The sequence below is a fragment of the Marinobacter sp. B-12 genome, from assembly GCF_056857915.1.
In genome coordinates this window covers 303,277-320,683 of the sequence record NZ_JBSXOB010000057.1, presented here as the reverse complement: position 1 = coordinate 320,683, position 17,407 = coordinate 303,277, and the positions used below count along the sequence as shown (strand labels likewise).

Genomic DNA, 17,407 nt, shown 5'->3' with positions numbered 1-17,407 from the left:
TGATCAACAGGAACATTGGAGCAATGCCCTTGCGAACGCCCGGTAAACCGTTGTACGGAACATCCGCCCTATTTCTGGCGGCCCTGCTGGCCCTGTCACCCTGGGTGTCAGCCCAGGAATCATCCGGGCCCGCCGCAGGAGCAACATCTGAAGAGCAGAGGCGCGATAACGCTGCGTCGCAGGCCCAGCCTCCTCGTGAAGACTACTACCGGGCTGAGTTCGTGATCCTCGAAAGGATCGTCGACCCGGCCGATGTCAACGAGAAAATGGCCAGCCGAATTCCTGAACCGTCCACGCCGGACATCAACGAAATACTTCGTGCTGTGGACCGCAACGGAACCGTGGAAACCACCCGACAGTTGGTCCCGCGAAACGAACTTCACCTGCAAACAGCCGCCAACCGGTTGGAGAACAGCGGTCGCTTCCGGATACTCCTGGCCACAGGGTGGTACCAGTCTTTCCCTCCCGATTTTGAGGGAGAACCCCTGAGGATCGCCATCGGTGATTGGCTGGCCGATGCCGGGCACCGCGAGGTGGAGGGCCATATCACAATTGATCGACAACGCTATCTCCATGTGGATGTTCACCTCAACCATTGGCAGCCTCTGTCATTACAACAGGCCACGCTGAGCCAGGGTTCAGACGCAGCGGACACTGCAAGCAGTAGCAATCAGCCGATGGACGACGGCGCAGGGCAGGAAGCTCCGGACGAGGACCAGTCAGCCCCCGGAAAGGACACGGCCGCGGACTCGCTGGCTTCAATGGCAACGGGAGGTGACATGGCAGGAGCAGATCAGATGCAGGTTACCAGCGCCAGCCAGCCAAAGGCGGAACTGGTAACCTGGATAAGGGAAACACGCCGCATGCGCAGCGAGGAGGTCCATTTCCTCGACTCCCCCACCATTGGCGTGCTGGTGTTCTTCAAGAAGATTGAGGAGTAAGGGCGCCCAGGCCGCTGATGGAAAGTTCGAGGATCCGCTTGACGCCGGACATGCCCTGGTCGATGGCGGCCTCGATCTCTTCCATTGTAATGATGTGGTCGGACTTACCCGCCGCGCGATTGACCACCAGCGCCAGGCAGACATAATTCATCTTCAGTTCCGCCGCCAGCGCCGCTTCCGGCATTCCCGTCATCCCCACAAGGTCGCAGCCATCCCGCTCAAGGCGACGTACTTCCGCCGCGGTCTCCAGCCTGGGCCCTTGTGTTGCACCGTAAACACCGAAGTCCGAAAACGGACACCCCGCAGTACGGGCCGCATCGATCAGCAACGCCCGGGCCAGCTCTGAATATGGGAAAGTGAAGTCAATGTGCGTGGTTTCCTCCAAGTCGCCCTCGAAGAATGTACTCGCCCTGCCCCAGGTGTAGTCAATGATCTGATCGGGAATCACGATATGGGCAGGCCCCATATCGGCATGAATCCCACCGACGGCATTAACACCAACCACCGTACGCACCCCCGCCTGATGGAGCGCATGGAGATTGGCGCGGTAGTTCACCTGATGCGGAGGAATACGGTGAGTGTTCCCGTGACGTGACAGGAACACCACCGGCTGCTCCCCCAGCAGTCCGTCCACCAGAACCGACGACGGCTCGCCCCAGGGTGTATCAACAACCCGCTCACCGGTGATCTGCAGCCCTGACAACGTCGTGAGCCCGGTTCCCCCGATAATCCCCACGGGGGCGATTTGGTTATTCGCGTCCATGATCAGTCCCCGTCCGCCTGGTTGCTGTCACCACGTGTTTCCGAGGAGTGTTCGCTCCCCGAGACCGGAGCACGCCCCTGTTCAACCTCTTCGTCAACGGCTTCATCTGACGAATCCGAATCACCGCGACCTTTTGTCTGTTTGCCGTTCGCCGCGACACGCACACCATCAGGCAGATGAAGCGTGCGGGTCGGGAAGGCAACCTCAGCACCATGGCTTTCAATGATCTCGCTGATCCTCAACAACACGTCCTGCTTGACCTCATGAAACCTCACCCATTCAATCGTCTTGGTGAAGGTGTACACCATGATATCCAGCGACGAGTCGTTAAAGGCCAGGAAGTTCACGATCAGGGTCTGATCCTGATCAATGTCCTCGTGGTTCTCCAGCATGGATCGGATGTCCGCCACGACCTCAGCCATGCCGCTGACATCAACGTAGCGGATACCGATGGTTTCAGAGATACGGCGGTTGTGCATTCGCGAGGGGTTTTCAACTGCGATGGTCGTAAAGGCGGCATTCGGTACATAGAGCGGGCGTTTGTCAAAGGTACGAAGTGTGGTCAGCCGCCAGCCGATGTGTTCAACCACGCCCTCAATGTTCCTGTCCGGAGAGCGAACCCAGTCACCCACCTTGAATGGCCGGTCCAGGTGGATAATGAACCCGCCAAAAAAATTGGCCAGCAAATCCTTGGCGGCAAAACCCACAGCGATACCACCAACACCACCAAAAGCCAGTACCCCCGATATGCTGTAGCCAAGGGATTGCATGGCAATCAGTACCGCAGTGATGATAACAACGGTTCGGGAAAGCTTACTCACTGCATTGACCGTGGTGTAATCCATCGGCTTTTTCATTTTCAGGGGCGAGGCGAGAATTTGCTCCCCCTGTTTGATCAGCCGAAGCAGCGTCCACACCAGCAGAAAGACGAAGCCGATCTGCAAGATGGTTTTATTGACCGAGAAGATTTCGGCTTCCGAGTAGTGGTGAGCGACCTCCGCCGCCCAATACACGCCCTGCAGCCAGACAAATGCCACCACCGGCTTCCTCGCGGCGTGAAGCAAGGCGTCATCCCAGAGGTTGTCGGTTTTCTGAAAACGCCGCTCAACAGCGCCGACGATGAAACTTGCAATGTAGGCAACCACCGCGGTGCCGGCCACCAGGGCGAAAACCACGAGGCCCACTCGCCAGTTCTCTGATAGCAGATTCCAGTCCTGAATCCAGGTATTGAGTATGGAAGGTGCTTCTTCGATCATCGTTTCCCTCGGTTTATTAACAACCGCCGGCCCTATCGTATCGTGACGGGTATGCCCGGCCAGACACGGTCGTAAAGCTCAGCAACGTCGGTATTCCTCATGCGTATACAACCATGGGAGCGCGGAACACCCATGGGTTCGGTATCCGGTGTGCCGTGAATGTATATGAACCGACGGAAACTATCGACCCCAGCGCCACGATTTTTCCCGGACTCAAGCCCGCATAACCAGATGATCCTGGACAGAATCCAGTCACGCTCGGGAAACTGACGCGCCAGTCTTTCGGAATAGACCTCTCCGGTGGGGCGGCGGGCAATGAATACCGAATTCAATGGAAGGCCACCACCCACCATCGCGCGCACGTAATGCCTCCCTCTGGGTGTGCATCCAGTGCTCTGGCCTTCACCGGGACCTTTCAGGGCTGTCGAAACGGGATAGGATAGAGGCGTTGACGAGTCGCCCGGAAACAATGTCAGCGTTTGCGCACTGAGACTGATCTCGATTCCGGGAACAGGCGAGAAAACAGGATTACTTGGCATGCTGTGTCAGGCTCCCGGCGAACAAACGAACCGGAAGCCTAACCGAGAGCGAGCGACTCAGGCAACCGAGGTTTTATGGGCCGGCGGTACCAGCATGGCGTCATCGGCCTGCATGCCCGCCGCCAGGAAGGGTACGAGTCGCGCAGCAATCTCCTGGACCGTGGTTTCCACGCCAAGCTTGTTCTGCAGAATATCCCGCAGGGCATCACTGCTCGACATGGTAAACGCTGTGGCGCCAAGCATGAACTGGATGCGCCAGTAACGGTCCACCGCCGATAATTGTGGCGTCGCCTCCTTGAGCAGGCGCATAAAGCGACTGAACGGTTGGCTGTATTCCTGCTCAAGAAATTTCCGAAGATGACCTTGGGACTGCGTATAGGCCAGCCCTAGCAGGCGCATGAATATGGAAATGCCTTTCTCATTGCGTTGCGGCATGCGTACTGCGCTTTCAGTCAGCGCCCAGAGGGTCTGATTAAGCGTCGGCGGCTCGCCAGCGCACCTCGCCTCCAGATCGTCGAAGGCGTCTTCCAGCGTGGCGGAGAATGGAGTCAGGAAGCGGGCGAATACCGCGTGTATCAGAGCGTTTTTAGAACCAAAGTGGTAATTGACAGCAGCGAGATTTACTTTAGCCTTACTGGTGATCATGCGAAGGGAGGTTTCGGAGAACCCTCTCTCGGCGAAGAGCTCTTCCGCTGCATCAAGAATCCGGTCGACCGTATCAGACTGAGCCATTTTATTATCAGTGCCTCTGAGCAAACGTCTGTTTTAAACATACGTTTGACCGGACGCTATGTCAAGTTCTGTCCTCCGGCTCTACAGCTACCGAAGACCAACCCTGGTCAATGGCCTGCTGGTGGCCCTCGAAGAAAGCCTGCTGCGCTCTGGTGTAAGCTTTCTCGGCCTCCAGAAGATAGATCAGATAGAGGCGGATATGTTCCCGCCGGGTCAGATTTCGAGCCAATACCCGCCGCTCCGACAACGCCAGCAATTCACTGAAGCGGGTTGCCTTGAGCGTAGAGTTGAATTCGGCCATCCGCGCACACTGCCACACCAGCCCCTCTTTCCCTTCCAGATGTTCGACATGCTTGCGCGCATCCCGAAGCAGCCTCTTACGGCGGATGACGAGGTCCAGATAGGAGGACCGTGACGTGTAAAGACGGCGAATACCCGGCACCCCCAATAGCAGGATAATCACAAAGGCACCGAAGCCACCACCAGCAATCCACGCTGGGACAAAGCCGGTCAGACCGCTGAGAAAAACCACCGCGGCGAGCAACGCGCCAAACAGCCAGATGTCACGATTGCGCCGGGCCGCTGCAACGGTGTAATTGTCAGGCCAGTCAGGCAACGCCAACAGGTCGAAATCCAGCAACACCACGCGGTCACACTGACGCAACATCAACCGGAGCTTGCGTTGACGCGACTCTGCCAGGGTTTTTTCGATATTCTGGGAATCCTCGCCTGTCGACGATTCCGCGACGGACTGATCACTCGCTGGGATATCGTCGGTCTCAAGTCGATCGACAGAAGACGTCGCCCCCCGCTCGGGTCGGTTGTCAGGAAGTTCAGTGCCAGTGGCAGCATCGGCCGACCACCCCCCATCCCCCGCTTCCGGGGGCGGGTCAGCAGGCCGCCCTCTGCGTAGCAAGGGCTCTCCCCCCCGCACGGTATCGCTGGTTTTCTGGCGTACGCTTTCGTTCTCTGCCATGGTTGATCGTCCGTCAAAAATCACCGGGCCGGTAGCTGTCGTCTGCATCTGCCCTCAATAGCCTATCGGCCACCAGCACGCATCCTTGAGTCTTGGCATTATAACCTGGACGCTCATGATGGCTTGGCACCGGCTCGTAGGATCGCTATCCTTGCCTCCACTGAGTGTGGCCCTATACGGCTGCAGACACTAGCCGAGGTTGAAACATGTTTACAGGCATTGTTCAGGGTGTTGCCATCGTTGACGAAATTTCCGCCGTGCCCGGTCTGAGCAGCTTTAGCATTCGCTTTCCGGAGGATCAGGCTCACAACGTGACTATTGGCGCATCAGTGTCCATCGACGGCACTTGCCTGACGGTGACGCGGCAGGATGGCCAGAATCTTTATTTCGATGCCATGCAGGAAACGCTGCGCCTGACCACCCTGGGAAAATTGAAGCCAGGGGATCGCATCAATTTCGAACGTGCAGCCCGGATAGGCGACGAAATTGGCGGGCACCTTCTCTCCGGTCATGTGCACACCACGGCCGATATCGTCGCGATCGACCGCCCCGAGAACAATTGCACCATTGAATTCGAGGTGCCGCAGGCATGGGCGCGCTATATCTTTCCCAAAGGCTACATTGCCATCAACGGGGCCAGCCTGACCATTGGCGACGTCACAGAAAATCGCTTCAACGTTCACCTGATTCCCGAGACTCTGCGTGCAACCACCTTTGCCGATTTGACTGTTGGCGACCGGGTTAACATCGAGATCGACAGTCAGACCCAGACCATCGTCGACACGCTGGCACGCATGGGTTACGACCGGCCACCCTCCTGAACAGAGGCTTCGAACACTACAAACTTCGGGTCTGCATCGAGTTGTCGCACCTGGCCAAAGTAGTGATGGAGACTGCGGTGGTAACCCAGGTGCCGATTCCCCACCAACAACATGCATCCGCCGGGGGACAAGTGCCGGGCCACCTGACTGAAGAGTCGAAGGGCAACATGGTCACCGACGACTCCACCTTCGTGAAATGGCGGGTTTAACAGCACCAGATCATAACGGCCGGCCGCCTCCGTGATACCATCACTGTGGTAAAAACTCGCGACAGCGTCCGGGAAAGCCGTCAGGACATTGTGACGTGCGCTGGCAACCGCCTGACTGGAAACGTCCGCGAACGCAATCTCAAGCGCCGGATTACGGGCCAGGGCCGTCAGCCCGAGCACACCGTTTCCGCAAGCCAGATCCATTACCCGTGTTCCTGGGGGGAGATCCGCAATCTTCCGCTCAATGACCGGCAGCAGCAGCCGTGAACCGATATCCAGCTTCCCTCTGGAGAACACCGCTGGCATACCCGATAGCTCGTACCGGGACGACAACCTGTATCCCCGCCAGAAATCCGGCCAGTCCAGCAACGTATTCTCACCCCGGACGGCAACCACCACCCTCGCTTTTTTGCGCGCGGGGCAGACTTCCCGGGTGTTGACCAGTTCCCCGAACACATCAGCACTGTGTGACGGCAGATGCTTGATCATGCCACCGGCAATCAGCTTGCCTTCGGGTGCCAGAACGCTGTTGACCCACCGCAACAGGCACGCCAGGTAGTCCAGTTGCCGGGGAATCCTCATAACGACAAGATCGAAGCGCCCTTCCGGCAGTTCCAGCCAGCTCTTTGGTGCCGGAATAGACAGATCGGCCGGAGCATTAATAACCAGGGACTCAGAGAGGAGACAGCTATCCGCAAAGGAAACAGGGGAGAAAGGCGCCAGACCGAGGGTCAAAGCCCCAAACTGGTCGTCAATGACCAACACCCGTGGGTGGCTCTGCGGCGTGCAACGCTCCAGAACCTGTTCCAGCAACTGCTCGTCAGCGGCGTCCCAGGCCCGCAGGGTGCGGCCTCCACCGGGGCGCTTCAGAGGCAAGCGCCCACCACTGAATGTTAGAACCTCACTTGTCATTTTAGGCATCCGCATCGTCGTTAAGAAAACTGCGGACATTCTAGGCTGATTACTCTAGAAATTAACCCTACTCTGACAGAACGATTTCAGGTTGCACCGTTTGTTGTGGTAGCAAACCTTCTTGCCCCTCACCCCAGGGGCTTTTTTATGCCCTGAGAAAACCTCTATTTTGGCGTCGCATTGATGCTTTCGATAAACGCAGGCGACAGAACGTCGATAACAGGGCGCTGGCCGCCGCTGAATTCAGGGGCAGGCTGTGCTGGCTCCGACGCCAGTATGCCCGGCTGTTCGGACCAGTGCAGGATGTCCAGCTTACCATCGTGGCGCTCCACCAGCGCCGTGCAGTGCTCTACCCAATCACCGTCGTTACAGTAGAGTCCTTCCTGACTGCGCAGAAAGCCGGCGGAGTGGATGTGACCACAGATAAAACCATCGTAGTGCCCGCGCTCTGCCGCCGTCAGAGCAGCCAGCTCGAAACGTCGAATGAACGACCGCGCCTTGCCGATACGGCTTTTGACCCAGGCCGCCAGAGACCAGTATGGCTTACGGCGCAAGCGCCGCCAGGCATTGAACCAGCGGTTCAGGCGCAGCAGAAGGCCGTGAGCCCTATCACCTACCAGCAGCATCAAGGGGCTGCAGCGCACCACCTGATCAAACTGGTCGCCATGGCAGACCACGAATCGGCGACCGTCCGCCGTAATGTGGATGGCCTTCTGCTTCAACTCGATACCTGCCAGCGTCTGGCCGCAGAAGTGCCGCAGAAACTCATCGTGATTACCGGGCACATACACCACCCGCGTGCCGGCAGCGGCAATGGCCATAAACCGCCTCACGACCGCCTGGTGGCTTTCCGGGAAGTGCACCCGCCGTTGCATGGCGATCAGATCAACGATATCCCCAACCAGGTAGAGGGTCTCACAGCTGACGTTGTCCAGAAAATCCAGAAGATAGTCCGCCTGGCAATCGGCGGACCCCAGGTGAACATCGGAAATGAAAACGCTCCTGTACTGATGCATCGGTTTCCCCCACCGGCCTGTTCAAGGATTATTCCTACCTTGTCCGATGGCAATGACGACCGTATGACAGCCAGACGACAGTTCAGTGACGGCGGGCGCACCACACCGTGAAGCGTCGATCACCGGCGATTGCCCTGACCGGCCCGACATGACGACGGATCAGCGCCTCATAGGGAAGAAACGCGTTCGCCACCAGGCGCAACTCACCGCCAGGCTCCAGGTGCTTTGCCACGCCCATCAGGAACTGCTCAGTCATGGACGTATCGGTGCGAATACCGGTATGGAATGGCGGATTGGTAACAACTGTGGCGTAGCGGCCGTCGACGCCGGACAACCCGTCGGAGGCGTGGATCACGCCATCGACGCCCGCCTCCTGATAGGTCGCGCGAGCGCAAGCAACGGCCTGAAATTGCACGTCTACGCCGTCGACTGGAAAAACATCCTGCCCCGTGACTCGTTGGTGCAACTGCAACCAGGTGCCGATAACACCTGCGCCGCAGGCAAAATCCAGCACGGGTCCTTTCTCCAGTGGTGAGTCAGCGAGGGTTTGCAACAGCATGGAGGTACCATCATCCAGCTCACCGTCACTGAATATACCGGGCAAGCCGGCCACCCTGAAGCCAATTCCCTCGCATTCAACCGGATGCCACTGAAGCCAACGTTGAAGGTCAAACGCTGGGCGCCTGGGCAGGCTATCGGCTTGCCAGACCTGGCAGTGACGGGCACTGTCTGCTTTCGATGCTTGAGGTGCAAGCCCCTTCAGCTGTTTCACGGCGCCCGCAATACCTTCTTTCTTTTCGCCCACCAGAACCAGTCGAGCCCCCTCGGCCGCCAGCCAAAGCGCCAACTCAAGCCTTACCGACAACTCAGCTCTGGCCTTGGGGAGAAACACCACCAGGGTATCGGCCGCGCCCGGCGACAACTCCGGAGCGTCATAACCAAAGGCCGCCATCCAGTCGTTGACGGCCAGCAACTGTTGGTAATTGCCAAAATGTTCGGAAATCGTCAGTCCCCGATCCGGCAACAGGGGAAGTAACGCGGGATCAACCACGCCAATAATGGCCAGGCGACCACGCAACAGGTTCTGGTTTTTAAGCAAGGCTTCGTGGAAATTAGGCAGTGCAGACATTGATCAGCGTATCCCGGCGTTCATATCAGGCGGGATACTCTAACCGGAATTGAGCCCTGAGTCTTGGCCCGGGCGATCAGAAACCGGTAGATTCCAGCTCCGGCCTCCTACTTGTAGCGGGCAACCGTATTGGCTCGCAAAGCGTCTTCTGGCGACATGCCCCAATCTTCCACTGATTCCTGCTGCGGCGTCGTCTCACTGTTGCGGCGACGAGCCTGGCTGGACTGCGTCGTTTTACGCTGACTCATGACACTGAGCGCTTTTTGAACGATCTCTCGCATGGTTAACCTCCTGATATGTTACCGACTCAGTGTAACAATCAATCAGGAGGTTAACTGTGATGACGCGCCGGGTCAGAAAGTGACGACTGTCACGAATAATTGACACAATTTGACATTTTTCATGTCAGTTTTTATGGCGCCCCGCCCGGACCGGCCTCAACACCAGCTCATCAATACTGTTTTGTTTGACGGCCTCGTGATCGGCCTCGGAGCTGATGGACAACCCCATATCCCGAAGGATGCCGTCGGCCACATCGTAGACAAAGCCGTGCACGGTCAACGCCTGCCCACGACGCCAAGCCTCCTGCACAATGTTGTTTTGACAGACGTGGCCAACCTGCTCCACCACGTTCAATTCGCACAGGCGGTCCACGCGGTCCTGATCGGTCGCCAGGCCATCGAGGATGCCCTGGTGTTTGTCGCGAACGTCCTGGACGTGCCGAAGCCAGTTCGAAATCACGCCAAAGCCCTCGTTGTTCAGGGCCGCCTTAACCCCCCCGCAGCCATAATGGCCGACGACAAGAATGTGCTTGACCTTGAGCACGTCAATGGCGAACTGAAGCACCGACAGGCAGTTAAAGTCTGTATGCACCACCACATTGGCCACGTTTCGGTGCACAAACAGCTCACCGGGCATCAGGTCAACGATCTGGTTGGCCGGAACCCGACTGTCCGCGCAGCCAATCCAGAGGTACTCCGGCGCCTGCTGGTTGGACAAGCGGTTAAAAAACTGAGGGTCCTGGCTCTTGATGCCATCAGCCCAGGCCTTGTTTTTGTCCAGCAAATGATCAAGCTGCCCCATCAAACCTCCTCCTAATGATCAACATTGCCCAGAATTGAACGGCAATCCGCAACATAAATCAATCATCAACTGGTCTGAGTCAGGTGGGTATCGTGATGTTCATGCATAGTGGTCTGAGCCAGGTCCAGCAGCTCCCGCAACGCAACAGAAAACATCGCATACTCTGGTTCACGTACCCCTTTGAGTTCCGTCAGCATGGATTTCCAACGGCTGATCATGGTGCTGTGCCGCGCCATCCAGTTGTCTACAGCGATGCTGACATCTCCAGGTTTCGTAGCCAGCTTGAGCACACCAGTGGTCAGAGCCCTCTGTTGCCAATCCAGGTCCTCACGGAAACTTTCCCTCGCCAGGGCCTGCCAGTGAGACGCAGGCACCAGGGCTGCAATGGCTTTGGCAAACCAGTTCAGATCCAGCTTGTCACCGAGATCATAGTAGAGGTTGGCGACGGTTTTCAGAGGCATTCCTGTTGCTTCGCGGGCCTCAATGATACCGAGAGAGGAATACAGGTAGCTGGTCCCGGAAGCCACCGACGCCAGATCTTCCGGCAAACCTGACTCAATGAGTTCGTCATGGCGCTTCTTCCAATCAGCACAGGCCTGTTCACCGAGGTAATCCGGCAGGTCGGATGTGATCTTCCAGACGCTGTCGGCGAAACGCTCCATATGGCTCTGAATACCGAGTTCCGCCCGGCGGTTGCGCAACAACCAGCGAACAGCGCGGCGAATCAGTCGCATCAGGTCGCCCATCAGATCCATTTGAATTTTGGCCGGGATAAAGTAATCCATGTACTCCACCTTGTCCCACCAGGTGTCCAGCCGGAAGACATCACGAGCGATGATCCAGGCCAGCGCAATCGATGCCGCATCGGCACCAGTTGACTGCTTCAACCGCTCCACAAAGGTGATCCCCATGTGGTTGACCATGTCGTTGGCAATCTGCGTCGCAATGATCTCACGGCGCAATTGATGCTCCCCCAGCTCTTTGGAAAACTTGCGGGTCAGGTCCTGAGGAAACACTTTGTACATTTCCCCAGCCAACAAGGGCTCATCCGGCAGGCTGCTGTCGATCAGGGTTTGCTTCAGGTCACCCTTGACGTAGGAAATCAGCACGGACAGTTCGGGACGGGTTAACCCTTTTTTGTCCAGCTTGCGCTCGGACAGGGTTTCGTCGTCAGGCAGGAATTCCAGGCTGCGATTCAGCTTACCCTCGCTTTCCATGGTGTTCATCAGCCGGCGGTATTCTTCGAGCCGGGTGATGGCCCCCACACTGGCAATACTGATGGCCTGGGTCTGCCGATAATTGTTCTTGAGCACCAGGGAGGCCACATCATCCGTCATTTCCTCCAGCATGATGTTGCGCTGCTTATCAGTCAGATCCCCCATCGCAACCGCTTGGTTCAGGAGGATTTTCATGTTCACTTCGTGGTCGGAGCAATCCACACCGCCGGAGTTGTCGATGAAGTCGGTATTGAGCCGACCGCCGCGTAACGCAAACTCGATACGCCCGAACTGCGTCAGGCCCAGGTTCCCACCCTCGCCCACAATCTTGCAGCGAAGCTCTGAACCGTTAATACGAACCGCATCGTTGGCCTTGTCCCCAACATCCCCGTGGGACTCGCCCTGCCCCTTGATGTAGGTCCCGATGCCACCCACCCAAAGCAGGTCGGCCTGGGCCTTCAGGATGTGGGTAATCAACATGTTGGGCGGCACCCGGTCGGATTTGATACCCAACAATTTTTTCATTTCCGGGCTGACCGGAATGGACTTGGCGCTGCGATTGAAGATGCCACCGCCTTTGGAAATCAGGCTGGTGTCGTAATCAGTCCAGGATGAGCGTGGTAATTCAAACAAACGCTTGCGCTCTTTGTAACTTTTTGCCGCGTCCGGCGCCGGGTCGATAAAAATGTGCACATGGTTGAAGGCGGCGACCAACTTTGTCTTTTCCGAGGAAAGCAGGCCGTTACCGAATACGTCTCCCGCCATATCGCCGATACCGATGGCGGTGAACTCGTCCAGCGCCGGGTTGATACCCAGTTCGCGGAAATGGCGCTCCACGGACACCCAGGCACCACGGGCAGTTATACCCATTTTCTTGTGGTCATACCCGTTGCTTCCGCCGGAGGCAAAGGCATCACCCATCCAGAAGCCGTACTCCGCCGCCAGACCATTGGCAATGTCCGAGAAGGTCGCTGTCCCCTTGTCCGCAGCCACGACAAGGTAATGGTCATCCTCGTCGTGACGGATCACCGAGGCCGGAGGCTGAATACCTGCGTCCACCAGGTTGTCGGTAATGTCCAGCAGGCCACGGATGAAGGTCTTATAGGCTTCGATGCCCTCCGCCTGGAAGGCCTCGCGATCCGACATATCCGGAAGGCGCTTGGCCACGAAACCGCCCTTGGCACCGACTGGCACGATGACCGCGTTCTTGACCTGCTGGGCTTTGACCAGCCCGAGAATCTCGGTGCGATAATCCTCGAAACGATCGGACCAGCGCAAGCCACCGCGGGCCACCTTGCCACCGCGTAGATGCACACCCTCAACCCGAGGTGAGTAGACGAAAATCTCGAACATGGGCATGGGCAGCGGCATATCCGGAATGCGGGAAGGGTCAAATTTCACACTGATATACGGCTTTGTATGACCTTCACCGTCGGGCTGATAATAGTTGGTTCGCAGGGTAGCCTGCATCAGCTCCAGGAACAGGCGCAGGACCCTGTCCTCACTCAGGTTTTCTACCTCATCGAGCCAGGCATTGAACTCGATCTCAAGCTTCTGCTGCGCGGCCGCACTTTTGCCCACGCTCTGATAACGCTCCGGATTAAAGCGCACTTCAAAGAATTCCAGCAACAACCTTGTCAGGTCCACATGGTTGACCAGGGTATTGGAGATAAAGGTCTGGCTGTTGGAAAAGCGGATCTGACGCATGTAGCGGGCGTAGGTCCGCAGCAGGGCAATCTCCCGCCAGCTCATGTAGGAGGACAGCAGCAGCCGGTTGAAAGCGTCATTCTCGGCATCGCCGTACCACACGCGACGGAACAGGTCCTCGAAAATGGGACGGATACGGTGAATATCCACCACTTTCCCGCTGTGAGCCTGCAGGGTGAAGTCGTGTATCCATACCGTCGTCCCTTTCCGGTCGCTGACTTCGAAGGGATGCTCGCCGATCACCCGGAACCCGAGATTGTCGAAAATCGGCATGACATCGGACAATGGCAACGGCTCATCCGGATAGAAGAGTTTAAAGTGGAGCGTACTTTCGTCCTCTTCCAGAGCCCGATAGAAGCTCATGGTGAGATGTTTTTCCTCGGCCGCGCCGGATATATGCTCGAGATCAATGGCAGCCCGCCGGGGCGAAAACATTTCCTTGTAACTGGCAGGGAAACCGCCGGAGTAAACGCGGAACATCTCGTTGCCCTGCTCTTCGCCATAGGCCTCGGTCAGCGCCTCCAGCAGGCCATCACGCCAGGACTGGGCCAGCCCGATCACCTTGTCGCGAATCTCCGAAATCGGCAGTTGCCGGTTTTCCACCTGGGGCACCCGTATGGTGAACTGAACCCGCGCCAGAACCGACTCGGAAAAATGCGTTACGAACTCGATATCTTCGGCACCCAGAGTCTCCAGCAACTCCTGCTCCACCTTCAGGCGCAACTCGGTGTTGTAAATATCCCTGGGGAAGAACGCCAGGCAGGTCACGAACTGGCCATACACGTCTTCCCGCATGAACAGTTCGATACGACGACGTTCCTGGATGTAGAGAATGCTCTTGGCGACGGACAGCAGTTCTCCGGGCTCTATCTGAAACAGTTCATCCCGGGGGTACACCGTGAGGATCTGATCCAGCTCCTTGCCCGCGTAATCATCACGCAGGAACCCCGACCGCCGCATGACCATCTGAAACTTGCGGCGCAGCAGGGGAATCTCATCCGGGCGTTCGTTATAGACCCGTGAGGTATACAGCCCCAGGAAACGACGCTCGCCAACCACTTCGCCCTTGCTGTTGAACTTCTTGACGGCGATGTAGTCCGGATAGGCCGGACGGTGGACCCGCGAACGTTGGGCGGACTTCGCGAAAATGAAGATATCGTCGGTGCGGGTCATTTCATGCCGGGTGCGCTGTGGCAGTTCATTGAGCCGAACGCGATCCGGGCGCTCATTATTCACCCGCAGGATACCCAGTTCGGAGTTCTCCACACGGCGGACCACCAGCCCACTCTTGTCCTTGGCGAAATCGTATTCGTCGTAGCCGAGAAAGGTGAAGTGGTCTTTGACCAGCCACGCCAGGAACGCCTTCGCCTCCTCCTTTTCCTCTTCGTCGATACCGGCCGTGGTATTATCCAGCTCCCGGCTGATTTCGTTGACTTTTTCAGTCACAATCGGAAAGTCACTGACCGCTATGCGAACTTCGTGAAGAATGGTTTGCAGCACCTCTTCAAGCGACCTCAGGTCTTCCGGGCTGCTGTGCCGGTCAATCTCCAGCACAATGAACGCCTCGTAGCTGGCATTGGCGGACTTCTTCTTCGGAGGATGCAGTTTTTTCAGTTTGCCCTGAGTGTCCCTCTCCACCTGAAGTATGGAGTGCTGAATGGAGTGGGTACCGATTTCCCGCTGGTTAATGGCAATTCGCAGGGAATCGATCAAGAACGGCATGTTTGGATGAAGAATGAAAATGACGGTGTGGGTGGACTGCCAGCCATCGCTTTCGAGGTCCGGATTGAACACGGACACAGGGGTTTCCTCGGCGGACCGTTTCTGAAGAAACTGCCAAGCCGCGAGGATAGCCCCATAGGTATCTGAAAATCGTCGACTTATAAGTTCTTCAAGAGGAATGTGAGCATAATGCTGCTTCGCGAATTCACTGATCTTTTTCGCTTCGGTTTTCGCTATTTTTTCAGCGAAAGCTTCGTCCAGCTGCTGGAAAAACTGTTCCTTGCTGGCGATCGTCAGCGCATTCATAGTCGACCTCTGAGAGTGTGAAATAAACGTAATCGGTGTACCGTCACATAAGCATAGTCAAAGCCTTGATTTTTGCCCCACAGATGCGAAAACTGCGGCATCTACTTACGCGAACCGTCTCTGCAGTAGGAGTGGACACCCCCCATGGCACTACAGCATACGTTTGGAGAGCTCAGGTCTCAGTTAGCAAAAAGGATCATTGGCCAGGAAAAACTGGTGGACCGTTTGCTGATTGCCTTGTTGGCTGATGGCCACCTGCTGGTAGAGGGCGCTCCCGGCCTGGCCAAAACCACCGCCATCAAGGCTCTCGCCGACCACCTCGAAGGCGACTTCCACCGTATCCAGTTCACCCCGGATCTGCTGCCATCCGATGTGACCGGCAGTGAGATTTACCGAGCTGAAACCGGACAGTTCGAGTTTCAGCATGGCCCGATCTTCCATAACCTCGTGCTGGCGGATGAAATTAACCGGGCGCCGGCCAAGGTACAGTCAGCGTTACTCGAAGCCATGGGCGAACGCCAGGTCAGTGTCGGTATGCGCACCTTCCCGCTGGATCGCCTGTTCATGGTAATGGCCACCCAGAACCCCATCGAACAGGAAGGCACCTACCCCCTGCCTGAAGCCCAGCTCGACCGATTCCTGATGCATGTAGTGATTGACTATCCGTCAGCTGTGGCTGAAAAAGAGATTCTCCACCTGGCTCGCAACGATTACCGCCGTGGGCAGGTGGCCGCTGAAGTCCGCCTGACGGCCGAACAGGTTTTCGAGGCCCGGCATGCGGTTTCCGATATCTACATGTCAGAGCCCGTCGAGCAATACCTGCTGGCACTGGTGCTTGCCACCCGTGACCCGGTGTCACTCGACCCGGAACTGGCCCGCTGGACGGCCTTTGGTGCCAGCCCACGCGGCACCATCGCACTGGATCGCTGCGCCAGGGCCATGGCCTGGCTGGAAGGACGGGACTACGTCAGCCCGGACGATGTTCGTAACATTGCCTTCGACGTCCTTCGCCATCGTATTTTGCTGACGTTCGAAGCCGAAGCCGAAGGCCTGACCGCAGATGCCATTATCCAGCGCCTGATAGACCGAGTTCCGGTAACAGCCTGACAACGTGACCATGACGCCCGAAGAGCCAGCGACCCATATTCCCCTTTCCGGTCTCATTCGCCTGCAGGCAGATGCCCGCGCCTTGAAGTTGCCGGCTGCGCGCCCGGTAAGATCCCGGCAGGCCGGCTTACAACGCTCTCCCCGTCGCGGGCGGGGCATGGCCTTTGCTGAAGTACGCCAGTATCAGCCTGGGGACGATATCCGCAGCATCGACTGGCGGGTGACTGCCCGACGGCAATCGCCACACACAAAGCTCTACGAGGAAGAGCGCGAGCGCCCTGTGCTCCTGCTTTGCGACCTGGGACCTTCCCTGTTTTTCGCCAGCACCGGCGCTTACAAACAGGTTCGCGGGGCCCAGATTGCCGGCATCCTGGCTTGGCTTGCCCTCTGGTCTGGCGACCAGGTTGGGGGAATTGTTTTCAATGGCAACGAACTCACCGTACAGCGCCCGGCGCGGCGCAAGAAGTCAGTACTGCAATTTCTCGATACCGTGGCAAGACAGCAAAGAAGCACGCGCGACTCGAATGCCACCGCAGCCCCTGGCGCGGAAAACGCCACCCTGGATACGGCCCTGCGAGAAGCGCGTCGGGTGGCCCACACCGGTAGCCGCATTTTCGTCGTCAGTGACTTCCTGACCATTACCACGGAAACGTCGCGGCTACTCGGTTCGCTGGCACGTCACAACACGGTCAGTGCACTGAGAGTCGTTGACCCATTGGAACTGAAGTTACCTGAAAGCGGCCGTTTCGCCATTGCCGGCGAGGACGGACCGGTGTGGTTTGATAGCAGCAACCCCCGCTTCCAGAGAGCCTATGCGGACAAGGTTCGCCAGCATACAGAGGCCCTTGCGGAGTGTTTTCGCACGGCGGGGGTACAGCCCGCCAGCGTCATGACCGGCGATCAGCCAGCGTTGGCGTTGCAGGCACTGCTTGGCCCCCGAGGTCAAATCGGATGACAGGAACCGCAAAAAA

At 57.5% G+C, this 17,407-nt stretch carries 15 protein-coding genes; 4 read left to right on the top strand and 11 right to left on the bottom strand.

Annotated elements, in window-relative coordinates:
• Window positions 1-23: 23 nt before the first annotated feature.
• Window positions 24-941 carry a CsiV family protein gene (locus AC13D2_RS13075; protein WP_421911020.1) on the top strand — a complete coding sequence of 306 codons (918 nt, stop codon included), beginning with the start codon at window positions 24-26 and terminating at the stop codon, window positions 939-941.
• Here AC13D2_RS13075 and AC13D2_RS13070 read toward each other — a convergent pair.
• The 5 genes from AC13D2_RS13070 to AC13D2_RS13050 form a co-directional block, all read right to left on the bottom strand.
• Complete coding sequence (locus AC13D2_RS13070) at window positions 922-1,704, bottom strand: S-methyl-5'-thioinosine phosphorylase (RefSeq protein WP_482938740.1); 783 nt, start codon at window positions 1,702-1,704, stop codon at window positions 922-924. The genes AC13D2_RS13075 and AC13D2_RS13070 overlap by 20 nt on opposite strands.
• A 2-nt stretch (window positions 1,705-1,706) precedes the next feature.
• On the bottom strand, window positions 1,707-2,960 hold the full coding sequence (locus AC13D2_RS13065) for a mechanosensitive ion channel family protein (protein WP_300499774.1): 1,254 nt from the start codon (window positions 2,958-2,960) through the stop codon (window positions 1,707-1,709).
• A 32-nt stretch (window positions 2,961-2,992) separates the two neighbouring features.
• A complete protein-coding gene (locus AC13D2_RS13060; RefSeq protein WP_292047644.1) occupies window positions 2,993-3,499 on the bottom strand; it encodes a L,D-transpeptidase in 507 nt (168 codons plus the stop codon).
• A 57-nt stretch (window positions 3,500-3,556) separates the two neighbouring features.
• A complete protein-coding gene (locus tag AC13D2_RS13055; protein ID WP_292047643.1) occupies window positions 3,557-4,231 on the bottom strand; it encodes a TetR/AcrR family transcriptional regulator in 675 nt (224 codons plus the stop codon).
• Window positions 4,232-4,292: 61 nt separating this feature from the next.
• The gene (locus AC13D2_RS13050; protein ID WP_482938739.1) at window positions 4,293-5,255 is read right to left on the bottom strand and encodes a hypothetical protein; all 963 of its coding nucleotides are present in this window, start codon (window positions 5,253-5,255) and stop codon (window positions 4,293-4,295) included.
• Window positions 5,256-5,413: 158 nt separating this feature from the next.
• Here AC13D2_RS13050 and AC13D2_RS13045 point away from each other — a divergent pair, with 158 nt between their 5' ends.
• A complete protein-coding gene (locus AC13D2_RS13045) occupies window positions 5,414-6,028 on the top strand; it encodes a riboflavin synthase subunit alpha (RefSeq protein WP_300499776.1) in 615 nt (204 codons plus the stop codon).
• On the opposite strand, the gene AC13D2_RS13040 is transcribed toward AC13D2_RS13045, so the two are convergent.
• The 6 genes from AC13D2_RS13040 to AC13D2_RS13015 form a co-directional block, all read right to left on the bottom strand.
• A complete protein-coding gene (locus AC13D2_RS13040; RefSeq protein WP_421911023.1) occupies window positions 6,007-7,149 on the bottom strand; it encodes a class I SAM-dependent methyltransferase in 1,143 nt (380 codons plus the stop codon). The genes AC13D2_RS13045 and AC13D2_RS13040 overlap by 22 nt on opposite strands.
• A gap of 164 nt (window positions 7,150-7,313) precedes the next feature.
• Window positions 7,314-8,165 carry a UDP-2,3-diacylglucosamine diphosphatase gene (locus AC13D2_RS13035; RefSeq protein ID WP_292047639.1) on the bottom strand — a complete coding sequence of 284 codons (852 nt, stop codon included), beginning with the start codon at window positions 8,163-8,165 and terminating at the stop codon, window positions 7,314-7,316.
• Between the two features lie 82 nt (window positions 8,166-8,247).
• Entirely contained in the window at window positions 8,248-9,294 is a 1,047-nt protein-coding gene (locus AC13D2_RS13030) for a class I SAM-dependent methyltransferase (RefSeq protein WP_482938738.1), read from the bottom strand.
• A 107-nt stretch (window positions 9,295-9,401) separates the two neighbouring features.
• Window positions 9,402-9,575 (bottom strand): hypothetical protein, encoded by a 174-nt coding sequence (locus AC13D2_RS13025; RefSeq protein WP_292047637.1) that lies wholly within the window; start codon window positions 9,573-9,575, stop codon window positions 9,402-9,404.
• 124 nt (window positions 9,576-9,699) lie between these two features.
• On the bottom strand, window positions 9,700-10,377 hold the full coding sequence (gene can, locus AC13D2_RS13020) for a carbonate dehydratase (RefSeq protein WP_292047636.1): 678 nt from the start codon (window positions 10,375-10,377) through the stop codon (window positions 9,700-9,702).
• 65 nt (window positions 10,378-10,442) lie between these two features.
• Window positions 10,443-15,329 (bottom strand): NAD-glutamate dehydrogenase, encoded by a 4,887-nt coding sequence (locus tag AC13D2_RS13015; RefSeq protein WP_300495301.1) that lies wholly within the window; start codon window positions 15,327-15,329, stop codon window positions 10,443-10,445.
• Window positions 15,330-15,473: 144 nt separating this feature from the next.
• On the opposite strand from AC13D2_RS13015, the gene AC13D2_RS13010 reads away from it, so the two are divergent.
• Both AC13D2_RS13010 and AC13D2_RS13005 read left to right on the top strand, forming a co-directional pair.
• Window positions 15,474-16,436: an AAA family ATPase gene (locus AC13D2_RS13010; RefSeq protein WP_292047633.1), complete on the top strand. Its 963-nt coding sequence runs from the start codon at window positions 15,474-15,476 to the stop codon at window positions 16,434-16,436.
• A gap of 10 nt (window positions 16,437-16,446) precedes the next feature.
• Window positions 16,447-17,391 carry a DUF58 domain-containing protein gene (locus AC13D2_RS13005; protein ID WP_482938756.1) on the top strand — a complete coding sequence of 315 codons (945 nt, stop codon included), beginning with the start codon at window positions 16,447-16,449 and terminating at the stop codon, window positions 17,389-17,391.
• The last annotated feature ends 16 nt before the right edge of the window (window positions 17,392-17,407 follow it).

Excerpts from the sequence above, each read along its gene's own strand:
- AC13D2_RS13075 (WP_421911020.1), top strand. The coding sequence starts at position 24 with ATGCCCTTGCGAACGCCCGGTAAACCGTTGTACGGAACATCCGCCCTA.
- AC13D2_RS13070 (WP_482938740.1), bottom strand. The coding sequence starts at position 1,704 with ATGGACGCGAATAACCAAATCGCCCCCGTGGGGATTATCGGGGGAACC.
- AC13D2_RS13065 (WP_300499774.1), bottom strand. The coding sequence starts at position 2,960 with ATGATCGAAGAAGCACCTTCCATACTCAATACCTGGATTCAGGACTGG.
- AC13D2_RS13060 (WP_292047644.1), bottom strand. The coding sequence starts at position 3,499 with ATGCCAAGTAATCCTGTTTTCTCGCCTGTTCCCGGAATCGAGATCAGT.
- AC13D2_RS13055 (WP_292047643.1), bottom strand. The coding sequence starts at position 4,231 with ATGGCTCAGTCTGATACGGTCGACCGGATTCTTGATGCAGCGGAAGAG.
- AC13D2_RS13050 (WP_482938739.1), bottom strand. The coding sequence starts at position 5,255 with ATGCAGACGACAGCTACCGGCCCGGTGATTTTTGACGGACGATCAACC.
- AC13D2_RS13045 (WP_300499776.1), top strand. The coding sequence starts at position 5,414 with ATGTTTACAGGCATTGTTCAGGGTGTTGCCATCGTTGACGAAATTTCC.
- AC13D2_RS13040 (WP_421911023.1), bottom strand. The coding sequence starts at position 7,149 with ATGACAAGTGAGGTTCTAACATTCAGTGGTGGGCGCTTGCCTCTGAAG.
- AC13D2_RS13035 (WP_292047639.1), bottom strand. The coding sequence starts at position 8,165 with ATGCATCAGTACAGGAGCGTTTTCATTTCCGATGTTCACCTGGGGTCC.
- AC13D2_RS13030 (WP_482938738.1), bottom strand. The coding sequence starts at position 9,294 with ATGTCTGCACTGCCTAATTTCCACGAAGCCTTGCTTAAAAACCAGAAC.
- AC13D2_RS13025 (WP_292047637.1), bottom strand. The coding sequence starts at position 9,575 with ATGCGAGAGATCGTTCAAAAAGCGCTCAGTGTCATGAGTCAGCGTAAA.
- can (WP_292047636.1), bottom strand. The coding sequence starts at position 10,377 with ATGGGGCAGCTTGATCATTTGCTGGACAAAAACAAGGCCTGGGCTGAT.
- AC13D2_RS13015 (WP_300495301.1), bottom strand. The coding sequence starts at position 15,329 with ATGAATGCGCTGACGATCGCCAGCAAGGAACAGTTTTTCCAGCAGCTG.
- AC13D2_RS13010 (WP_292047633.1), top strand. The coding sequence starts at position 15,474 with ATGGCACTACAGCATACGTTTGGAGAGCTCAGGTCTCAGTTAGCAAAA.
- AC13D2_RS13005 (WP_482938756.1), top strand. The coding sequence starts at position 16,447 with ATGACGCCCGAAGAGCCAGCGACCCATATTCCCCTTTCCGGTCTCATT.